At 40.7% G+C, this 16,836-nt stretch carries 19 protein-coding genes; 14 read left to right on the top strand and 5 right to left on the bottom strand.

Going from position 1 to position 16,836, the window contains the following annotated elements; genetic code table 11:
* Positions 1-23: 23 nt before the first annotated feature.
* Positions 24-497: a type III secretion system stalk subunit SctO gene (gene sctO, locus OQE68_RS00205; RefSeq protein ID WP_180568358.1), complete on the bottom strand. Its 474-nt coding sequence runs from the start codon at positions 495-497 to the stop codon at positions 24-26.
* Positions 498-513: 16 nt separating this feature from the next.
* Complete coding sequence (gene sctN / locus OQE68_RS00200) at positions 514-1,863, bottom strand: type III secretion system ATPase SctN (RefSeq protein WP_289623315.1); 1,350 nt, start codon at positions 1,861-1,863, stop codon at positions 514-516.
* A gap of 590 nt (positions 1,864-2,453) precedes the next feature.
* Here sctN and OQE68_RS00195 point away from each other — a divergent pair.
* From OQE68_RS00195 to OQE68_RS00160, 8 genes are all read left to right on the top strand, one after another.
* Positions 2,454-3,389: an HrpJ domain-containing protein gene (locus tag OQE68_RS00195; RefSeq protein WP_180568359.1), complete on the top strand. Its 936-nt coding sequence runs from the start codon at positions 2,454-2,456 to the stop codon at positions 3,387-3,389.
* A gap of 81 nt (positions 3,390-3,470) precedes the next feature.
* Positions 3,471-3,737, top strand: a complete 267-nt coding sequence (locus OQE68_RS00190) for a TyeA family type III secretion system gatekeeper subunit (protein ID WP_180568360.1) — start codon at positions 3,471-3,473, stop codon at positions 3,735-3,737.
* Positions 3,734-4,108 carry a type III secretion system chaperone family protein gene (locus OQE68_RS00185; RefSeq protein ID WP_180568361.1) on the top strand — a complete coding sequence of 125 codons (375 nt, stop codon included), beginning with the start codon at positions 3,734-3,736 and terminating at the stop codon, positions 4,106-4,108. The genes OQE68_RS00190 and OQE68_RS00185 overlap by 4 nt, the downstream gene beginning before the upstream one ends.
* A gap of 24 nt (positions 4,109-4,132) precedes the next feature.
* The gene (locus OQE68_RS00180) at positions 4,133-4,537 is read left to right on the top strand and encodes a hypothetical protein (RefSeq protein WP_180568362.1); all 405 of its coding nucleotides are present in this window, start codon (positions 4,133-4,135) and stop codon (positions 4,535-4,537) included.
* A 21-nt stretch (positions 4,538-4,558) separates the two neighbouring features.
* Complete coding sequence (locus tag OQE68_RS00175; RefSeq protein WP_180568363.1) at positions 4,559-4,909, top strand: hypothetical protein; 351 nt, start codon at positions 4,559-4,561, stop codon at positions 4,907-4,909.
* Positions 4,899-7,001 (top strand): type III secretion system export apparatus subunit SctV, encoded by a 2,103-nt coding sequence (sctV, locus tag OQE68_RS00170; RefSeq protein WP_180568364.1) that lies wholly within the window; start codon positions 4,899-4,901, stop codon positions 6,999-7,001. The genes OQE68_RS00175 and sctV overlap by 11 nt, the downstream gene beginning before the upstream one ends.
* Positions 7,002-7,187: 186 nt before the next feature.
* Entirely contained in the window at positions 7,188-7,652 is a 465-nt protein-coding gene (locus tag OQE68_RS00165) for a CesT family type III secretion system chaperone (protein WP_180568365.1), read from the top strand.
* Between the two features lie 236 nt (positions 7,653-7,888).
* Positions 7,889-8,839, top strand: a complete 951-nt coding sequence (locus OQE68_RS00160) for a hypothetical protein (protein ID WP_180568366.1) — start codon at positions 7,889-7,891, stop codon at positions 8,837-8,839.
* Between the two features lie 239 nt (positions 8,840-9,078).
* Here OQE68_RS00160 and asnS read toward each other — a convergent pair whose 3' ends face one another.
* Entirely contained in the window at positions 9,079-10,479 is a 1,401-nt protein-coding gene (gene asnS / locus OQE68_RS00155) for an asparagine--tRNA ligase (RefSeq protein ID WP_180568367.1), read from the bottom strand.
* 268 nt (positions 10,480-10,747) lie between these two features.
* Here asnS and OQE68_RS00150 point away from each other — a divergent pair, with 268 nt between their 5' ends.
* From OQE68_RS00150 to OQE68_RS00125, 6 genes are all read left to right on the top strand, one after another.
* Entirely contained in the window at positions 10,748-11,473 is a 726-nt protein-coding gene (locus OQE68_RS00150; protein ID WP_266195402.1) for a substrate-binding periplasmic protein, read from the top strand.
* Complete coding sequence (locus tag OQE68_RS00145) at positions 11,474-11,845, top strand: hypothetical protein (RefSeq protein ID WP_180568369.1); 372 nt, start codon at positions 11,474-11,476, stop codon at positions 11,843-11,845.
* A 21-nt stretch (positions 11,846-11,866) separates the two neighbouring features.
* On the top strand, positions 11,867-12,553 hold the full coding sequence (locus OQE68_RS00140) for a penicillin-insensitive murein endopeptidase (RefSeq protein ID WP_180568370.1): 687 nt from the start codon (positions 11,867-11,869) through the stop codon (positions 12,551-12,553).
* Positions 12,554-12,811: 258 nt separating this feature from the next.
* The gene (locus OQE68_RS00135; protein ID WP_180572066.1) at positions 12,812-13,150 is read left to right on the top strand and encodes a RidA family protein; all 339 of its coding nucleotides are present in this window, start codon (positions 12,812-12,814) and stop codon (positions 13,148-13,150) included.
* Between the two features lie 50 nt (positions 13,151-13,200).
* On the top strand, positions 13,201-13,764 hold the full coding sequence (locus tag OQE68_RS00130; protein WP_180572065.1) for a GNAT family N-acetyltransferase: 564 nt from the start codon (positions 13,201-13,203) through the stop codon (positions 13,762-13,764).
* 7 nt (positions 13,765-13,771) lie between these two features.
* The gene (locus OQE68_RS00125; protein ID WP_266195401.1) at positions 13,772-13,993 is read left to right on the top strand and encodes an NUDIX hydrolase; all 222 of its coding nucleotides are present in this window, start codon (positions 13,772-13,774) and stop codon (positions 13,991-13,993) included.
* 386 nt (positions 13,994-14,379) lie between these two features.
* Here the strand turns inward: OQE68_RS00125 and OQE68_RS30710 are convergent, their stop codons facing one another.
* On the bottom strand, positions 14,380-14,559 hold the full coding sequence (locus OQE68_RS30710) for an excalibur calcium-binding domain-containing protein (protein WP_353618593.1): 180 nt from the start codon (positions 14,557-14,559) through the stop codon (positions 14,380-14,382).
* Between the two features lie 386 nt (positions 14,560-14,945).
* Entirely contained in the window at positions 14,946-16,538 is a 1,593-nt protein-coding gene (locus OQE68_RS00120; protein ID WP_180571463.1) for a BCCT family transporter, read from the bottom strand.
* Positions 16,539-16,836: the final 298 nt, after the last annotated feature.

The raw sequence follows: 16,836 nt of genomic DNA, 5'->3' as shown, positions 1-16,836 counted from the left end.
GCGGTTGCCATGATGGGCTATTTTCATGACTGAAAAGCCTGTTGTAATTCAGCCACTTCTTCTTGTTCCTGCTCAGCTTTGTATTGCTCAACTTTATCATTAGTTTGTTGCAATTGCTCAATCAATTCTTCAAAGCGCTGCTCTGCTTGAGTGGCTTGTTGGCGCTTGGTTTTTAGCATTGATAAGGTTTGTTCCGCTTCAGCAAGAGTTTGTTCTGCTTCAGTTATTTTTTCCTGTAATTGATTTTCTTTATCTCGTAATAACGAAATTTGAATTTTTAAACGGTCTAGCTCAAACCGCTTCATCACTTGAGTGCTTGCCTCTTGCCAAATTCGCTGTTCTTCTTCCAGGCGCCATTGGTGGTATTGGTTAAATTGCTGCTGGCAATGATTAAGCCGTTGGTTATAAACATCAACCTGCTGTTGTTGTTGCGTAACAGCCAAAGCAGCCTGCTGTTGTCGTTGCTGTTTTATAACAAGTAATTGAGATAAGTCCATTATTTAAATAACTCCATTAATTAGCCAACGCGATTAGTTGACTAAAGGTTTCTTCAACACTTGTTAGCTGATGTTGTGGTTGCTGTAAAAATGCTTGGATAGCAGGCCACTTATCAATAGCCTGGTCTGTTTCTAGGTCGGTACCCTGCTGGTATTCTCCTACTTTGAGTAATAACTCAGCAGACTTATACTTAGCCATCCATTGTCTTATTTGGCCAGCCGCCATTTGCTGGTCTTGGCTGACAATATGGTTCATTACCCGGCTGCTGCTTTGCAAGACATCAATGGCAGGGTAGTGGTTAGCAGCAGCAAGTTCCCGCGATAAAATAATATGGCCATCTAAAATAGAGCGCGTTTCATCGGCAACTGGCTCGTTCAAATCGTCACCTTCCACAAGTACTGTATATAAGCCAGTAATTGAGCCTTTGGCGGCAGGTCCAGCACGTTCTAATAATTTAGGTAATGTTGCAAAAACAGATGGAGGAAAACCGCGGCGGGTGGGCGGTTCTCCCGCAGCCAAGCCGATTTCTCGCTGGGCTCTGGCAAACCGAGTAACAGAATCCATCAATAGTAGTACTTGTTTGCCTTGGTCACGAAAAAATTCAGCAATAGTGGTTGCCACAAAAGCGGCTTTAGCTCGTTCCATTGCTGGACGGTCAGAGGTTGCTACTACTAGTACTGCTCGTTGGCGGGTCGCTTCGGTTAAGCTATGCTCAATAAACTCTCTAACTTCTCGGCCCCGTTCACCAATTAAAGCAATAACGATGACATCAACACTGGCTCCTTTAGCTAGCATTGACAGTAACGTACTTTTACCTCCACCAGCCGCGGCAAAAATTCCCAGGCGTTGACCCGCTCCACAGGTAAGGAGCCCATCAAGGGCTCTTACGCCTAAACTGAGAGGAGTATTAATCAACTGTCGGTCAAGTGGCGCGGGAGCATCAGCTAATATAGGGTAATAGACAGCATTTGTATTATCTTGTGTAGCGGGGTTTAGTGTGTCTGTTTGCAGGGGCTGGCCAAGCCCATTTAGCACCTGACCCAGCAAATGATCTCCCACTGCCACTTCCAACATTTTTCCTGTGGCGATCACTTGCGTGTTGGATGAAATACCGGCTAGTTCTCCAAGTGGCGTCAGTAAGGCTTGCTGATGCTCAAAACCAACCACTTCTGCTAATTGACGCTGATTCGTTGATGGGCAATACAGGGTGCAAAGCTCGCCAACTTTCACATTGGCCATATGGGCACGAATAATTGTGCCTGTTACATGGGTCACTTTGCCATGAGTCTTGATTAGACTGGCTTCGGCAATGGTTTTCTTTAGTCCTTCGCTGAATTGCTCTGCAAACAAACGCTGACTGCTCAACGGTGGACTCCTTAACGCATGAATAGTAGTTATCAAGGTGATGATTATATATCGTCCAAAAAAATAGGATTTGTTTAGATTAGTTGTATTTTTTTATATTGATGGGTTGTTGATGTTTAGGTAAAGATTACTATGACCAGTTTGCTTTTTGAACGATTAGTTGAGGCGAGATAAAAATTCTCGGCTAGTGGCTAAAGGATATAGTGAAACGGTTTCTTACAATCGATGAAAAGTGGATGTTTTAAAAGGAAATATTTACATATTTAGGCGAAATAAAAGCGACTGCTAATTTAAAGCGATTAATTTCTGTGTAGCCTATTTTAAAATTGAAAGAAAATAACAGCCGTTATTTTATGCGAGTATAAAATAATAATCGACACGTTGGATTGATTTTGACTAGGCTGCTTGAACGATATCGCTTGAACGAAATGAATTAAGTAAAGTTGTAAAAGGTTATGAGCGTGGTTATATTACGATGCTCTCATTACTGTGGATGATGTATACCCTTTGTAAAGGAAAAACTGACAGGCTAGTTGCCTAGTAGCGTACTCCACAATGGGTATAAAACAACTGCCAGAGGTGTTTTAACAGTGAATCATATATCATCAGTAACTAACCAGCCTCTTGGTAACAATATCGCTTCAGGCCAACCTTTGTCAGGTAGTGCTCAAGGTAACTACCAAGGTCAACAAGTTCGATTATTAGATGCCAAACCATTTACTGCATCTGTGGCTGAAGAAATGTCATTTGCTGCCAGTGAAAAGCGTGAGTCTGATAGCTTACGTAATCGCAAAATCAATGATCGTTTTGGCGGCAAGTCTGCAGTACAGCAAGTGGCAGAAGACTATTTGAAGTTAGTGGCAAAAACGCCACAAGCTGAGGCAATGAGGCGATTTGCTGAAAATTTGTTAGATGGTTTCTTTAGAAACCCACAGCAAACGATGCAACAGCTTAAAAACTTTAGCTCTGATATTAGTGATCAATATTTGATCTTAAAGTTGGCTGCTCAGTTGGCAGGTGAAATGCTAGCAAGAGACAAGCAGGCTAAAGATAAACTGAAAAATAAAAATCAACTGCAAATGGCTAAAGCCCATTTTGAAGGGCTAGCCGAACAGCTGTTAAATAGTAGTGAAAATGCTGAAGCCTCTATTATTGCTGGGATCAATATCAACCAAGTCGTATCATCACCGGCTGGGCAGGCTCTTAATAGTGCCCAAAATTTAAAAGACTTTTATCGGGAAACTATTTTTGATACGAACAACTTGCTGAGTGCCTATGAGCATATCCTGAATCACTGCTCAGAAGGGCAGCTAGAGCAAGGTATTGCGTTATTACTGAGAGGTCTGGCAGCCGATTATAATGCCCAGCACTCTTCTATTGAAAAGCCTAAATTGCAATTGATTATGTCATCAATGCAAAAGCTGAAAACCCTAACCACTATCCGAGAGTCGGCACTAGGGTTGTTTAGTCAATTTTCCCGACTGCAACCACAGGTCACTCATCAAGGGATAATGGCAGGTGGCTAAAACGAAAGTAATACAAACGAAAGTAATACAAGAGTGTAAAGCAAACGGTTTTATGGCGTATTGTGAAGGTTAGGCTGTTGTATGTATAACAAAGAACAGTTTTTTAAAGACCTGTTAGTATTGCAAGATAAATCCTGGGTGAGAGCCAATGATATTGATAACTTTGTCAATGCGCTTAATTTAAAAGACGCAGAGGAAGTCATTGGTTTTTTACAGCAATTTAAACAGTTAGTGCGAGAAATTCCAGTGGAAGCATTTAACGACATGGATCATCGCTTTAACTTATTGGAGGCTATTCAGGAAGCATTAGATATAGCCATAGAAAAAGAGGAAGATGAACTGCAATGATTCAGCAGTGGGTAGACCAAGCCGTAGTAGAATTTGTGGGGCAGTTTGGTATTAATGCCCAAGGCTGGGCTGAGTCTGGTTGTTTAGGCCTTGATTTTGAGCAAAATGGTCAGTTGCATATAGAGCAGCATCCCGCAGGAATTATGGTACTACTAAGTCAGCACTACCCTTTAGGGGATGCTTGGTTGCAAACAGCCAGCCAGGCCTGTGATTACCAATTGGGGATACCTTTTCCAATTCAAGTAGGACTTAAAGGAAGTACTGAATTAGTGTTTTTTTGCTTATTAGAAGAAGAGCAAGTGACCATTAATCAACTAAGTCAGTTATTTAATACGCTGACTCAATTGCACATCAAGTGCCGAGCAAGTTAACTGCAGTATTAAGAGGATTGTTGTATGGTTAAGCCATTGACGGATATTACCGCTAGCCCGGCTGTAACCCCCAGTGAGTCGATTAATCCCGCCAGCCAGTCATTGCAAAATCCACGTCCGTCTGACTCCTCCTCTACACAGCAACTGCCGGTTGAGCTGGCAGGTAGCCAGTTAAATCATGCAACAGAAACAATTTTTGATGCACCACTAGGGACTTTTCAATTAGATGGCCGTGTGCTGGAGCCTTCCCAGCAACGTAAGTTGTCTGATCAGCTTATTGAACAATTGGCTACTGCAATCAAACCGGAAAACCCTACTAAAAATGCTCCCTCTCAGCGAGTAGTGAGTGAAGCTCATGAAGTATTAGTTGAGTTAAAAAAATTGCGTAGGGAGTATGAAGTGCTTGCTCGACTACTACAGAAGCCTTAACCACAGGTATATTCAGCATCAATGAAGTTAACTGAACAGCAGCAGCAGTATTTGCTTGCTCAAGCACAGTTTTTAATCGAATATCAGCACCCAGGTAAAGCCATTCCCTTGTTACAACTGACTTTACTGGAGAACCCTGAATGGTCACTGGCTAATAAGTTGTTATTGCGTGCTTATTGGGCAAGTAAACGTTTTAAAAGCTGCTTCCATTTGGCAGAGAAATTACTACAGCAGCCAGAATTAACACTACAAGAAAAATACCAGGTGGGGTTGATTCAGTGTCGGGCATTAGTGGCAACCAATCATGTTGCTGCCGCCAAAACCCGTTATCAAAAGCTTAAAAAAATTCTTGAGGATAGTCATGCAAGCTAGTTGGTTATCGGTGTTAAACCGGCTGAGTCAGCGTAATGATATTTTGTTGGCGATAATGCTAGTAGCAGTGGTATTCATGATGATTTTACCACTGCCAACTGGACTGGTTGATGTATTGATTGCGCTTAACATGGGGATATCTGTCGTCTTATTGATGATTGCTGTTTATATTAGCAGCCCGTTGGAATTCTCAGCATTTCCTTCAGTACTGTTGTTAACCACCTTGTTTCGTTTGGCATTATCCATCACTACTACTCGGTTGATTCTATTGCAGGCTGATGCTGGGCAAATAGTTTACACCTTTGGTAACTTTGTGGTGGGAGGCAATTTAGTCGTTGGTATTGTTGTCTTTTTAATTATTACCATTGTTCAGTTTCTGGTTATCACTAAAGGCTCAGAACGGGTGGCAGAAGTCAGCGCGCGCTTTTCTCTGGATGCAATGCCCGGTAAACAAATGAGTATTGATGGAGATATGCGTGCGGGAGTGATTGATGTAAACGAAGCCAAAGAGCGTCGAGCCATGATTGAGAAAGAAAGTCAGTTATATGGTGCGATGGATGGCGCGATGAAGTTTGTGAAAGGTGATGCGATCGCTGGGCTGGTGATTATTATCGTGAATATTTTGGGAGGGGTGACCATTGGGGTTATGCAGCGAGGGCTGCCTGCAGGGGAAGCGCTGCAAGTGTATTCTATCCTAACAGTGGGTGATGGCTTAATTTCGCAAATACCGGCATTGTTTATCTCCATTACCGCAGGGATGATCGTTACCCGAGTGACTACAGAAAAGGCCACTAATTTAGGTACAGATATTGGTTCACAAGTAGGAAAACAACCAAAGGCACTATTAATTGGTGGTGGTTTATTGCTAGCTTTTGCTTTAATTCCCGGCTTTCCTACCGTTACGTTTATTTGTTTAGCCATCGTGATTGGTGGAGGAGGCTGGCTGCTTAATGGCTTGGCGAAAACTGAAGGTTCTGCTGAGTTAACAGATAAACATGCTGTGCCGGGTATGCCTTCGAATAAAGCCAATGAAAGTGCACCCGTTGCAGCTAAGCAGCTAGCTGAGCAAGAAACGGTTGCTTTAACCGTTCCAGTCTTAATTGACTTATCCAGTGATTTACAAACGTTAGTTAACCTGGACCAAGTAAAGCAGCAGCTTGCCACTATAAGACGCAGCCTTTATTTAGACTTAGGTGTGCCTTTCCCTGGTATTCAAGTGCGGGTAGTTGATAATTTGGAGCCTGGTAGCTATGCCATTTACCTGCAAGAAATTCCTGTAGCCAAAGGCCTCTGGCAGCAAGGCCAAATACTGTATACCGGCCCATTTGAGCAGCTAGCCTTATTTGGCTTGACTGCAGATAATCCAATTAACTTTTTACCAGGTGCTTCAGCTTGTTGGGTGGCAGAAGAATATGCAGCTGAGTTTAATCAAGCTGATTTAAGCTATTTACAGCTTGATCAGTTGGTGAGTTACCATTTGTCATTAGTGCTCAAAAAACATGCAGAAGAGTTTATTGGTATTCAAGAAACTCGCTATCTCCTGGCTGAAATGGAAAAGGGGTTTGCTGAGCTGGTAAAAGAAGTACAACGTTTGTTGCCTATTCAAAAAATCAGTGAAGTATTGCAGCGTTTGGTGTCTGAAGAGATTTCTATTCGAGATGTGCGTAAAGTGCTAGAAGCATTGGCCGAGTGGGGGCAAAAAGAGAAAGATGTTGTACAACTGACAGAGTATGTACGTAGTAGCTTAAAACGCTACATTAGCCATAAGTTTAGTAATGGACATCAGTTTTTACCCTGTTACATGTTGGATCAGTATGTAGAAGATACTATTCGTGGTGGCATTCGCCAGACCTCTGCAGGTTGCTATTTAGCGCTAGACCCTGCTGTCACAGATAACTTGCTGACAAGTATTAAACGGCAGGTGGGAGACATTGAAACCGCCGCAAAAAAGCCCGTTTTAATTGTGGCGATGGATATAAGGCGTTATGTGCGTAAAATTATTGAAGCAGAGCTTTATGCGTTGCCTGTACTGTCGTTTCAAGAGTTAACAGAGGAAATAAATGTACAACCTTTAGGGCGAATTGTTTTATAATATTTGTGTGCAATGGTTCAATCAAATAATGTTAATTGTTACAAGAGTGAGCCGTCGGAGCGTCAATAACATAATGCCAGCCAGAAAGAGCTTATACGAAAGGTATTCAGTGACGCTAAAGGTTATTTTCCGTATATATACTGTTGTATATACGACTGAAATCATGAATAAATCGGGAACAACTGGATGGATGTTGTAGAGACAATCAACCAATGGTTGGCACAAATCAGTACCAGTGATGCTAAGTTGAAATTGGATGATGGTGGGTGCTGCTGTCTTGAGTGTGAAAATGGCGCGCAATGTATCATTGAGGTAATACCTGAATCTGATCGGGGCTACTTTTATTCTCCTTTGGTTAAACTGCCAGAAACCAAAGAGCAACAGGCTGACTTACTACAAGAGGTATTACATTTAAATCTATTTCAGTTAGATAATACTGTTTCTAGTATGGTGCTTGATAAACGAACAGGTTATGTGATGTTAGCCCGTGCTATCTCAATTGAGAAAATGGATTTTGGTTTATTTCAGCAAGACCTGGCGGATTTTATTGAGGAAAGCATCGACTTACAAACGGAATTGACCTCTGTCGATTTTTCTTTTAGCTCATTTGAACAGCCGTATACTGATGAGCCGGTTGCCCTTCGGGTATAACCTTTCTTTATTTTACCTTCAAAATAATTTCTTTATATTTGTTAAACTCTTAAACAGAAATAAAAACACCCTCTTATAAGAGGGTGTTTTCGGTTAACTGCATAATCTGTCACAAGGGCTGCATGGGAAGCGCCACAGAATAATTAATTAATACACGGGTGATAGTGACCTTAAACCCTCTACTAGGTACCCTTTAGCCTGACTAAATTTGAATTAACTGGGTTAGAGCAAAATCAATGCATGCCTACCGAGAAATAGCGACATATTTTAAACAAAGCTTTGTCCCTGATATTGTTCGATCTGAATGTAAAAGAATTAATGCAATACGTTCCGAAAGTAGATTATATCAGCTATTAGGTTTGGGCTATGTCAATGTACTATTAGTAACAGGCTTTTTAGCGAATGATGTAGGCTCAGGGTTTATGCTATTAACGCTGGCCTCACTTGCTTATTTTATTTTAGTGTTATTGTTGTTGTTAGTTTATACCGCTAGTGACCGTCGTATTCCTGAAAGTTTCGCAGAGTATTATCATAAATTATATAAACATGTGGCGTTTATTAATGACTGTAAAGCTAGAAACTATATGCAACATGATGGAATTAATAAAAGTTTATTTCATTGTGGGCTGCTTGCACGGCAAAAAGCTAAGCCCAGTTGTCACTTAGGTTTTACAGGTGAATTAGAGGGTGTTCAATACGATATTTGTGATCTGGAAATAGGACTGGCTGATCAGCAACTAGCGATTGAAACCACAGAATGGTTACAGCGGGGTGCAGTATGGGGTACCTTAATTTCATTGAAAGTACCTCATCGTTTCAAAGGAATTTTGTTAGCGGTGTCACAACAAATTCCAGGTTTAGAAGCATTGAGGGATGAGCAGTTGTTGCCCTATACCGTTGACCACGGCTTGGGAGTTGGTAAAGAGGTGTCACTTTACTATTCTTCTGAAACAGCTGTGGATGCGGTAAAAGCTTCACCTTATTATCCTGCCATCAAAAAATTATTAAAAGGGGACTTACCCATTGCGATTGGCTGTTATGCAAATCGAGTGGTGATTTTTATTGCAGATGAGTTTTATCTTACTTTATTTGAGCAAGAAAACTCTTATAAAAATTATGATGTTTTTTGTAAAACATATCATCATTACGACAGAAATATAGACATTGCGCAGTTATTCTGCCAATAATCTCGCCTATCATTACATACAATTTTTAGTAATTTATTGAGCCGCCTTACTGAATATACTCGTCGCAAATCATTTTTAGGTTTTGTTATCATCACTCCTCACCCCAATCACCTATTTCAATAGGTTCATGAGGCTTCGTCACTGGATGGCCTCACCTAAAAACCCTTCGCATTGGGTTATAAGTAGGCGGCTTTTTTCTTATAGGCGCTGCAAAGGCTTGCTAGGTGTTGAGCTGATAATTAGAAGCCTGCATTGCGACGGGTTCTAGGAAATGGAATGACATCCCGAACATTAGCAACCCCAGTAATATAGGAAACCAGCCGTTCTAGACCTAAGCCAAAACCACCATGAGGTACGGTGCCATAGCGACGTAAGTCTCGATACCAGCCTAAACTTTCTTTGGGTATGCCCATTTCATCTAAACGCAGGTCTAGTTTGTCTAAACGTTCTTCACGTTGTGAACCACCAATAATTTCACCAATACCTGGGGCTAGCACGTCCATTGCAGCAACTGTTTTATTATCATCATTCATCCGCATGTAAAATGCTTTAATATCTTTGGGATAGTTGCTTACCACTACGGGTGCCTTAACATGCTCTTCACTAAGGAAGCGCTCATGCTCTGTTTGTAAATCGATACCCCAGCTAACCGGATGTTCGAACTTTTTGCCTGAATCCTGGAGAATTTTAATGGCATCAGTGTAGTCAATTTCTACAAACTGGCTTTCTAAAATATGCTGTAGCCGAGAAATAGCTGTCTTTTCAACGCGCTTAGCAAAGAAGTCCATATCATCAGCTCGCTCGCTAAGTACTTTGTTAAAAACATACTTGAGCATATTTTCGGCAAGCTGAATGACATCTTTTAAATCAGCAAAGGCAATTTCAGGTTCTACCATCCAGAACTCAGCTAAATGACGGCTGGTGTTGGAGTTTTCAGCACGGAAAGTTGGCCCAAACGTATACACTTTGCTCATAGCTAAACAATAAGCTTCAACATTTAATTGGCCTGATACCGTTAGAAATGATTCGCAACCAAAAAAGTCCTGGCTGAAGTCAATGTTGCCTTGTTCTGTGCGAGGCAAATTTTGCATATCTAATGCACTGACCCGAAATAATTCTCCAGCACCTTCACAGTCACTGGCTGTAATAATTGGTGTGTGAATCCAGCAATAGCCATTTTCATTGAAAAACTGGTGGATGGATTGCGATATAGTATTTCTTACCCGAGTGACAGCCCCAATTAAATTAGTGCGGGGTCTTAAGTGGGCAACCTCTCTAAGAAACTCAACTGTATGAGGCTTTGGTTGGATAGGGTAGCTATCAGGGTTTTCAACCCAGCCAACAACGGTTACTTGCGTTGCTTGAATTTCGAATGACTGCCCTTTACCTTGTGATTGAACGAGTGTGCCAGTAATAGTCACTGCACAACCACTGGTAATCTGTAAGACAGTCTCTTCGTAATTAGCTAATTCTTTAGGAACAACGATCTGAATGGGGTCAAAGCAAGAGCCATCATGTACATTGAGAAATGAAATACCAGCTTTTGAGTCACGACGGGTACGGATCCATCCTTGAATCGTAATTTCACCACCTGAAGAAACTGCCCCTGCTAACGCCTCTTTAATGGAGGTAATGGCCATTAATGCATTGCTCCTGTTGTTACTGTTGAATGTTATCTGTTGAGTAAGTGTACGTTATATAATCACTAAGCGGTTAACGTACTACTTCTTAAGTTATTTGGCGATTATATCAGTGAATATTAGGAGACAGAAGGATGTGAGAAAGGATCAATTCATGGCTGGTGAAGAGATAGTCTGATTGTCCCCTTGTCGGCTGTAAAATAATGTATTTATTAAAAAAACTTTTTGATAATGCTTTTCATTAGTTAGAATAACGCCCCATACTGCAATGTCGTCTTTATTTATGCATTTTACGGTTAATTGCCTATCAAGTTTAATTATCGGTATCTTATGTTTACCTGTCTGCTGGGCTTCTCTTCCAGGCAAGATACTGCTGACGACGCATAATCAAGCGCCTTATGGTAGTTATCAGCCAGAAGGGCATTTTGATGGGCTTGCGTACCAAATAATTGAGTGTGTATTGGAGCAGTTGGGGGTGGCATTTGATTTGCGTGTATTGCCGTGGAAAAGGGCGCAACGTGAAGTGGTGATAGGTATGGCCGATGGCTTCTTTGCCGCATCACAAAATGCTGAGCGTGATAAATATGCAGTAAAATCAAGAGATATTTTAGAACAGCAATGGACTTGGTATTTTTTGGATAGTGCTCAAATTAAGCCAACAAATAAACAGTTTAAATCCCAAGCTAGAGTGAGCAGTTTTTTGGGGGCCAATATGCACCGCTATTTAAAGCAGCAAGGTTACCAAGTGCTATCCGTTCCCCCAACGAGTACTAAGCAGTTGGTACAAATGTTAAAACTTAAGCGGATTGATGCTGCTCTGGCCAGTAGTGATGTAATGGAACATGTATTGAAAGATAACCGTTGGCATGGTCAGCTAAACGCTGAGCCTTTTAAGTCCAAGCCTTTAGCCGTTTATTTTGCTATTCCCTTTGTTAAGCGTTATCCTGCATTTTTAGCTGCGTTTAATCAGCAGGTAGCAAACTGTCGTATGTAAATGAAAGTTAATTTTTTAGTCATTGTATTAGGTGTTATTGCATTAGTCTTCGCATTGATAGCTGATTATGGTTCACAGCACTGGTTTGAAGGCGAAACACTGCATCAGGCGTATTTGAATGTGAAAGGGGAGTTAATGCCCAACTCCACCAAAACAGAACCTGCATTCAAGGCACCAGTATCTCCCATCATTGACTTGCTGAGCTTGGTAAAATACCTCTATGCACTGGCTGCTATGCTGGGTGTAATAGGGTTAACAACAGCTGTTGTTAGGCGTATTAAAGGCATAAAATCATTAGCCAATCGAATTGGGCTAGCAACCAATGCCGCTGGGCTGATTATTGTTTGTTTTATACCAAATCCTTGGCTGTGATTAAGATATTATCAATAAAAGATGAAATTTTTGTTAGCCGTCGTTTTAGTTGCTTTATCATTTTACGCTCAGGCTGCTGATATCAGCACTTGTTATGGGACCACTGCTAATGGCAGATTGCAAAACGGTGTTCAGTTGCCCAGTGAAGGTGAAAATTTTGTTGGCTATAGTCCTATTGCTCAGTTAGCAGGGTGGACCTATGTGCATTCGTCAGTAAAAGCTATTATTCTCAATGCTTATTCACAACTAAAGCAAACATTGCCTGGTAAAGTATTTAAATACTCTGAAACAGGTTTTGCTGAGGGCGGTAAGTTCTCACCCCATAAAACCCATCAAAATGGCTTATCAGTTGATTTTATGGTGCCAGTTGTCAACTCACAAGGTAAGTCAGTTCATTTACCAACTACACCATTAAATAAGTTTGGTTATGACATAGAGTTTGACAAAAATAGCGAGTTTGATAATTATAAAATCGACTATGAAGCGTTAGCTGCTCATCTTGTTGCTTTGCATAAAGCTGCAAGAAAACAAGGCCATGATATCTGGCGAGTGATATTTGATCCTAAGTTACAACCTAATTTATTCAAAACTAAATACGGTAGCTACTTACGTAATAATATCCAGTTTTCTAACAAGCGTTCCTGGGTCAGGCATGATGAGCATTATCATGTGGATTTCGATGTGCCTTGTGAGCGAAAGCATCGATAGCCTGTTATAGTATTTTGTTTTTATCAGTAGTATTGGTCATTAGACCGTTATTCTAGCGTTTTCAGGCTTTATAACCCAATAGTTATATATAAAGAAAACAGTTAAGCGACAAGGTAATCAACATCTTGGATATATCCTTCTAACGATTCGCTTTGGCTATAGTTATGCACCTTGCTGGATATTTGATATAAAATATAAAAGCTAAACTGTCGTGTACTGAGAAATAAATTATATGATTGAACGAAAAATTTACCTGAAATTGTAGGGCCCTATGTACATGCTGTTCGTCATGATAAAACATTGTATGTATCAGGGTTAACGGCATTAGGTACTGATAATCAAAGCAAAGGTATAGCAGAGCAAACAGAAACTGTATTGAGCCAGCTTCAAACAATTCTTGAGATTGAAGGGTGTGATTCAACTAATATCCTAAAAGCCACATTATTTTTAAAATCAATCGATGGTTTGTCAACCATCCGACCTATGCTTGTTGAGTTTTACGGTAAGCATCTTCCTGCTTGCTCTCTGGTTGAGGTATCCAGCTTAATTCATTCAGATCTACTGGTTGAAATTGAAGCGGTAGAAGCATTATTTTAGTTACTGTATTCTAGTTAGCTTTTACGACACTTTGTTTGGAAGTAATATAAATGGTTGAAATAGCAACCCTGAAAACAGAGCGGGTAATACTTCGTCAATGGCTGCCGGAGGATTATAAACCTTTTGCTGCTATCAATGCTGATCCTGTAGTGATGAAGTACTTTCCCAGTTGTTTATCAGCTGTGGAAAGTGATGCGTTTGCAGATAAAATAGTCTCTTTGATTGCCAAACGAGGATGGGGGCTATGGGCAGTAGAGTTGGTGGATACTAAACAGTTTATTGGTTTTGTAGGTCTTCATCAACCTGAAGCAAAGCTGCCTTTTACCCCTTGTGTTGAAATTGGCTGGCGTCTGGCTAAGGCATATTGGGGCGTAGGTTACGCAACGGAAGCAGCACAATCAGTATTACAGTTTGCGTTTAATCAATTGAACTTGAGTGAAGTGGTTTCTTTTACATCAGTGACTAATAAACAGTCGCAAGCGGTGATGCAAAGGCTAAGGATGGTCAATACTGGGCAAAATTTTGAGCACCCTAGTGTGTCTGCAGAAAGCCCATTACGGGAGCATGTATTGTATAAAATTACTAAGCAGCAATGGTATACCCTTCACGAATGAGATAATAATGAAAGCAATAGATAAGTTGGCATGGATCTTTATAAAAGATAAAAAAATACTGGGTGCTCGATCTAAAGGTAAAGATACATACTATATTCCTGGAGGAGAACGGGAAGAGGGTGAAATGGACCAAGCTGTACTTATTAGAGAAATTAAAGAAGAATTACCAAATGAACTTAAACCTGAAACGCTTGAATATATATACCCAATGCGTAGGATTTTTAGGTGAGGCCATCAAGTGACGAAGCCTCATGAGCCTATATTAATAGGTGATTGGGGTGAGGAATGATGATAAAAAACCTAAAAATGATTCGCGATGGGTATAGCAACATTTAAAGCGCAAGCCCACGGTTGTGCAGTAGGGGAGTTAAAAAAGCAGAGTTGCATTTGTTAGTTGAATCCGCACCTTATAAAGAAGTTAGTTTGTAAAATTGTAAAAAAGCATTGCCTCACAAAATGCGGACGATAAACAAGCAGTCGAACATGAGACAATGCAGTAACAACTGGGTCAGAGTTGTTTGAGTTACACAAGAGTTATAGTACAGCAAGCGTGGTTTTTAGTGCTATTTGGTTCCGACTATTTGACTAGTAAAACAGACAGAGAGTTGATATAAGTCAATTGGAGCGACATAGCTTCTCACAAGGGACTCCATCTTTGTCCCTATCCAGTCTCGTTAGGTTGCACTGATTAAGATAAAATTTTGCTTCCTCACAAGAAATCATGTGTTTACAGTACTTTTTGTTATCATAATTAAACTCGTGTTTATAGTCTGGTTTAGTTTTAGATTGGGTAATTTTTCTTTTGTTGGTTGGTTAGTGGATAACCCCATTTAAAAATTAGCGAGAGGGTATTGTCAAACTACCATCTGGTTTCATTGTTTTTTATGAGATAAATAAGATATAAAGTACAGGTACCCTACAGGCTTTGACAGAAAACGACGTTGGCTTATGAGGGCGATGGTGCGTTTTGCTTACAAAGGCAACTACTTGCTTTGCTAATAGAGTAAATGAAGGTTAGTAAGATTTGTTACTGGATTATTTCAAGGCAGGTATTGTAAAATGAATGGATGGGGAATAACAGGATGTTCTTCAGAAGGTTTCAGTCGTATGATGGTAAAGAGTCTGATTAAAAAGGGGCCAGTTAGCCCCTTAGGTTTTATATAGGATACTTATGTTTTATCTTAAGCACTTTTGACTGGCAAAGTCTGCATCAAGGTTTGTTGGTGTTCTGCTTTTAATGCTTTTACTAATCCCCACATCATAACAATGATGACTACTGAAAAAGGTAAAGCAACATTAATAGAAGCGGTTTGCAATGCCTTTAAACCTCCCGCTAATAATAATACGGCAGCAACAGCACCTTCACCGATTCCCCAAATAACTCGATGGATAGTAGCAGGGTGGGGGTTACCATGAGATAAAATAGTAGCAACGACTAATGTGCCAGAGTCGGCTGAGGTGATAAAGTAAGTGGCAATTAATAAAGTGGCAACAAACGTAGCTGCCCAACCTACAGTGCCGTTATCTAGTGTTTCCAATGTTGTGTAAAGTGCTGAAGTGACATCGGTTTTAACTGCATCAACAATACCAGCTTGACCCACTGCTGCAACTATTTCACCCGCTTCATTTTTTACTTGATGGAATAGCTCAAGTGATAAAGCTGTACTTCCAAATAGAGTTAACCAAATAAAACCAAGTAGTGTTGGTACTAATAAAACGCCAACAACAAACTCTCTGATGGTTCTGCCACGAGATATACGAGCGATGAACATACCAACAAAAGGCGCCCATGCAATCCACCAACCCCAATAAAAAGCAGTCCAGCTATTTTGCCAGCTGCTGGCTTGGCTTTCGGCATCTGTCCATAAGCTGAGAGGAATAACATTTGCCAGGTAGTCACCAGTACTTTGTAAAAAGCTATTTAGTAAATAGCGAGTGGGACCATACAGTAATAAGAACCCCATAATAATAAAAGTAAGCCAAAGATTAATGCTTGAAAGCCATTTAATACCTTTGCCAACACCTGTGACGGTCGATAAAGTGGCAATAGCGGTGACTATGGTAATGAGAATAAGCTGGTTAGTGGTTGAAATATCTACCCCAAACATGTGGTGTAAACCAGCATTCATTTGAGATATCCCCAAGCCCATGGAAGTGGCCACTCCAAAAACAGTAGCAAATACAGCTAGCACGTCAACTAAATGCCCCCATGGGCCATACAAACGATCACCAATTAATGGGTGAAGGGCGGATCGAATTGCAAGAGGTAGTTTTTTACGGTAGCTGAAGAAAGCCAATGATAAGCCAACGACCACGTAAATAGCCCATGGGTGTAATCCCCAATGGAAATAGGTCAATCGCATGGCAACTTCTGCGGCTTCCGGTGTCAGTGGCTCTGAAATAAATGGGTTACCTTGAAAGTGATAAATAGGCTCGGCAATAGACCAGAAAACTAAACCAATGCCCATCCCGGCGCTGAACAGCATAGCAAACCAGGCAAAATAGCTATACTCTGGCTGTTCTTCATTATCACCCAGTTTAATTTGACCATAAGGGCTAGCAATTAACCAAAAGCAAAAAAATAGTAAGCAAGCAACTAAACCGATGTAATACCATTTAAAGTAGCTAAGTATCCAGCTGGACATTGCACCAAACCAACTAGCTATGGTATCTGTTATCAGTACACCACTAATCACAAAAAGCAGAATGGTAAGGAAAGAGATTGTTGAGGAGGTGGGGTCAGTCCCTCTAAAAAAGCCCTGAGTTGATACCATGGGTTAATCCCCTTTTTATATTTATCGTTATATTTTGGTTGAGACATTAATTAAGCAGCAGAGATGGTTATTAGTTCGCATTATTTTTTATGGAGGGGAGCGGGTATCAGGGCAGTGATGAGGATATAAGAAAGGCCTAATGTACTGTTTTTTAACTATATAATCCACTATATAACTACCATTTATTAGAATATGCTTCGGCTGATTCTGGCGTAATACACTTGTAGTAACATAGTTAAAAGCGACTTTTTTCAGTAAAAATACCGACGATAGGAAATGAAACTGAGCGGCTGGATAA

Origin of the sequence: Spartinivicinus marinus (assembly GCF_026309355.1) — a bacterium.
GTDB classification, from domain to species: Bacteria; Pseudomonadota; Gammaproteobacteria; order Pseudomonadales; family Zooshikellaceae; genus Spartinivicinus; species Spartinivicinus marinus.
This window is presented reverse-complemented; position numbering and strand designations above follow the sequence as displayed.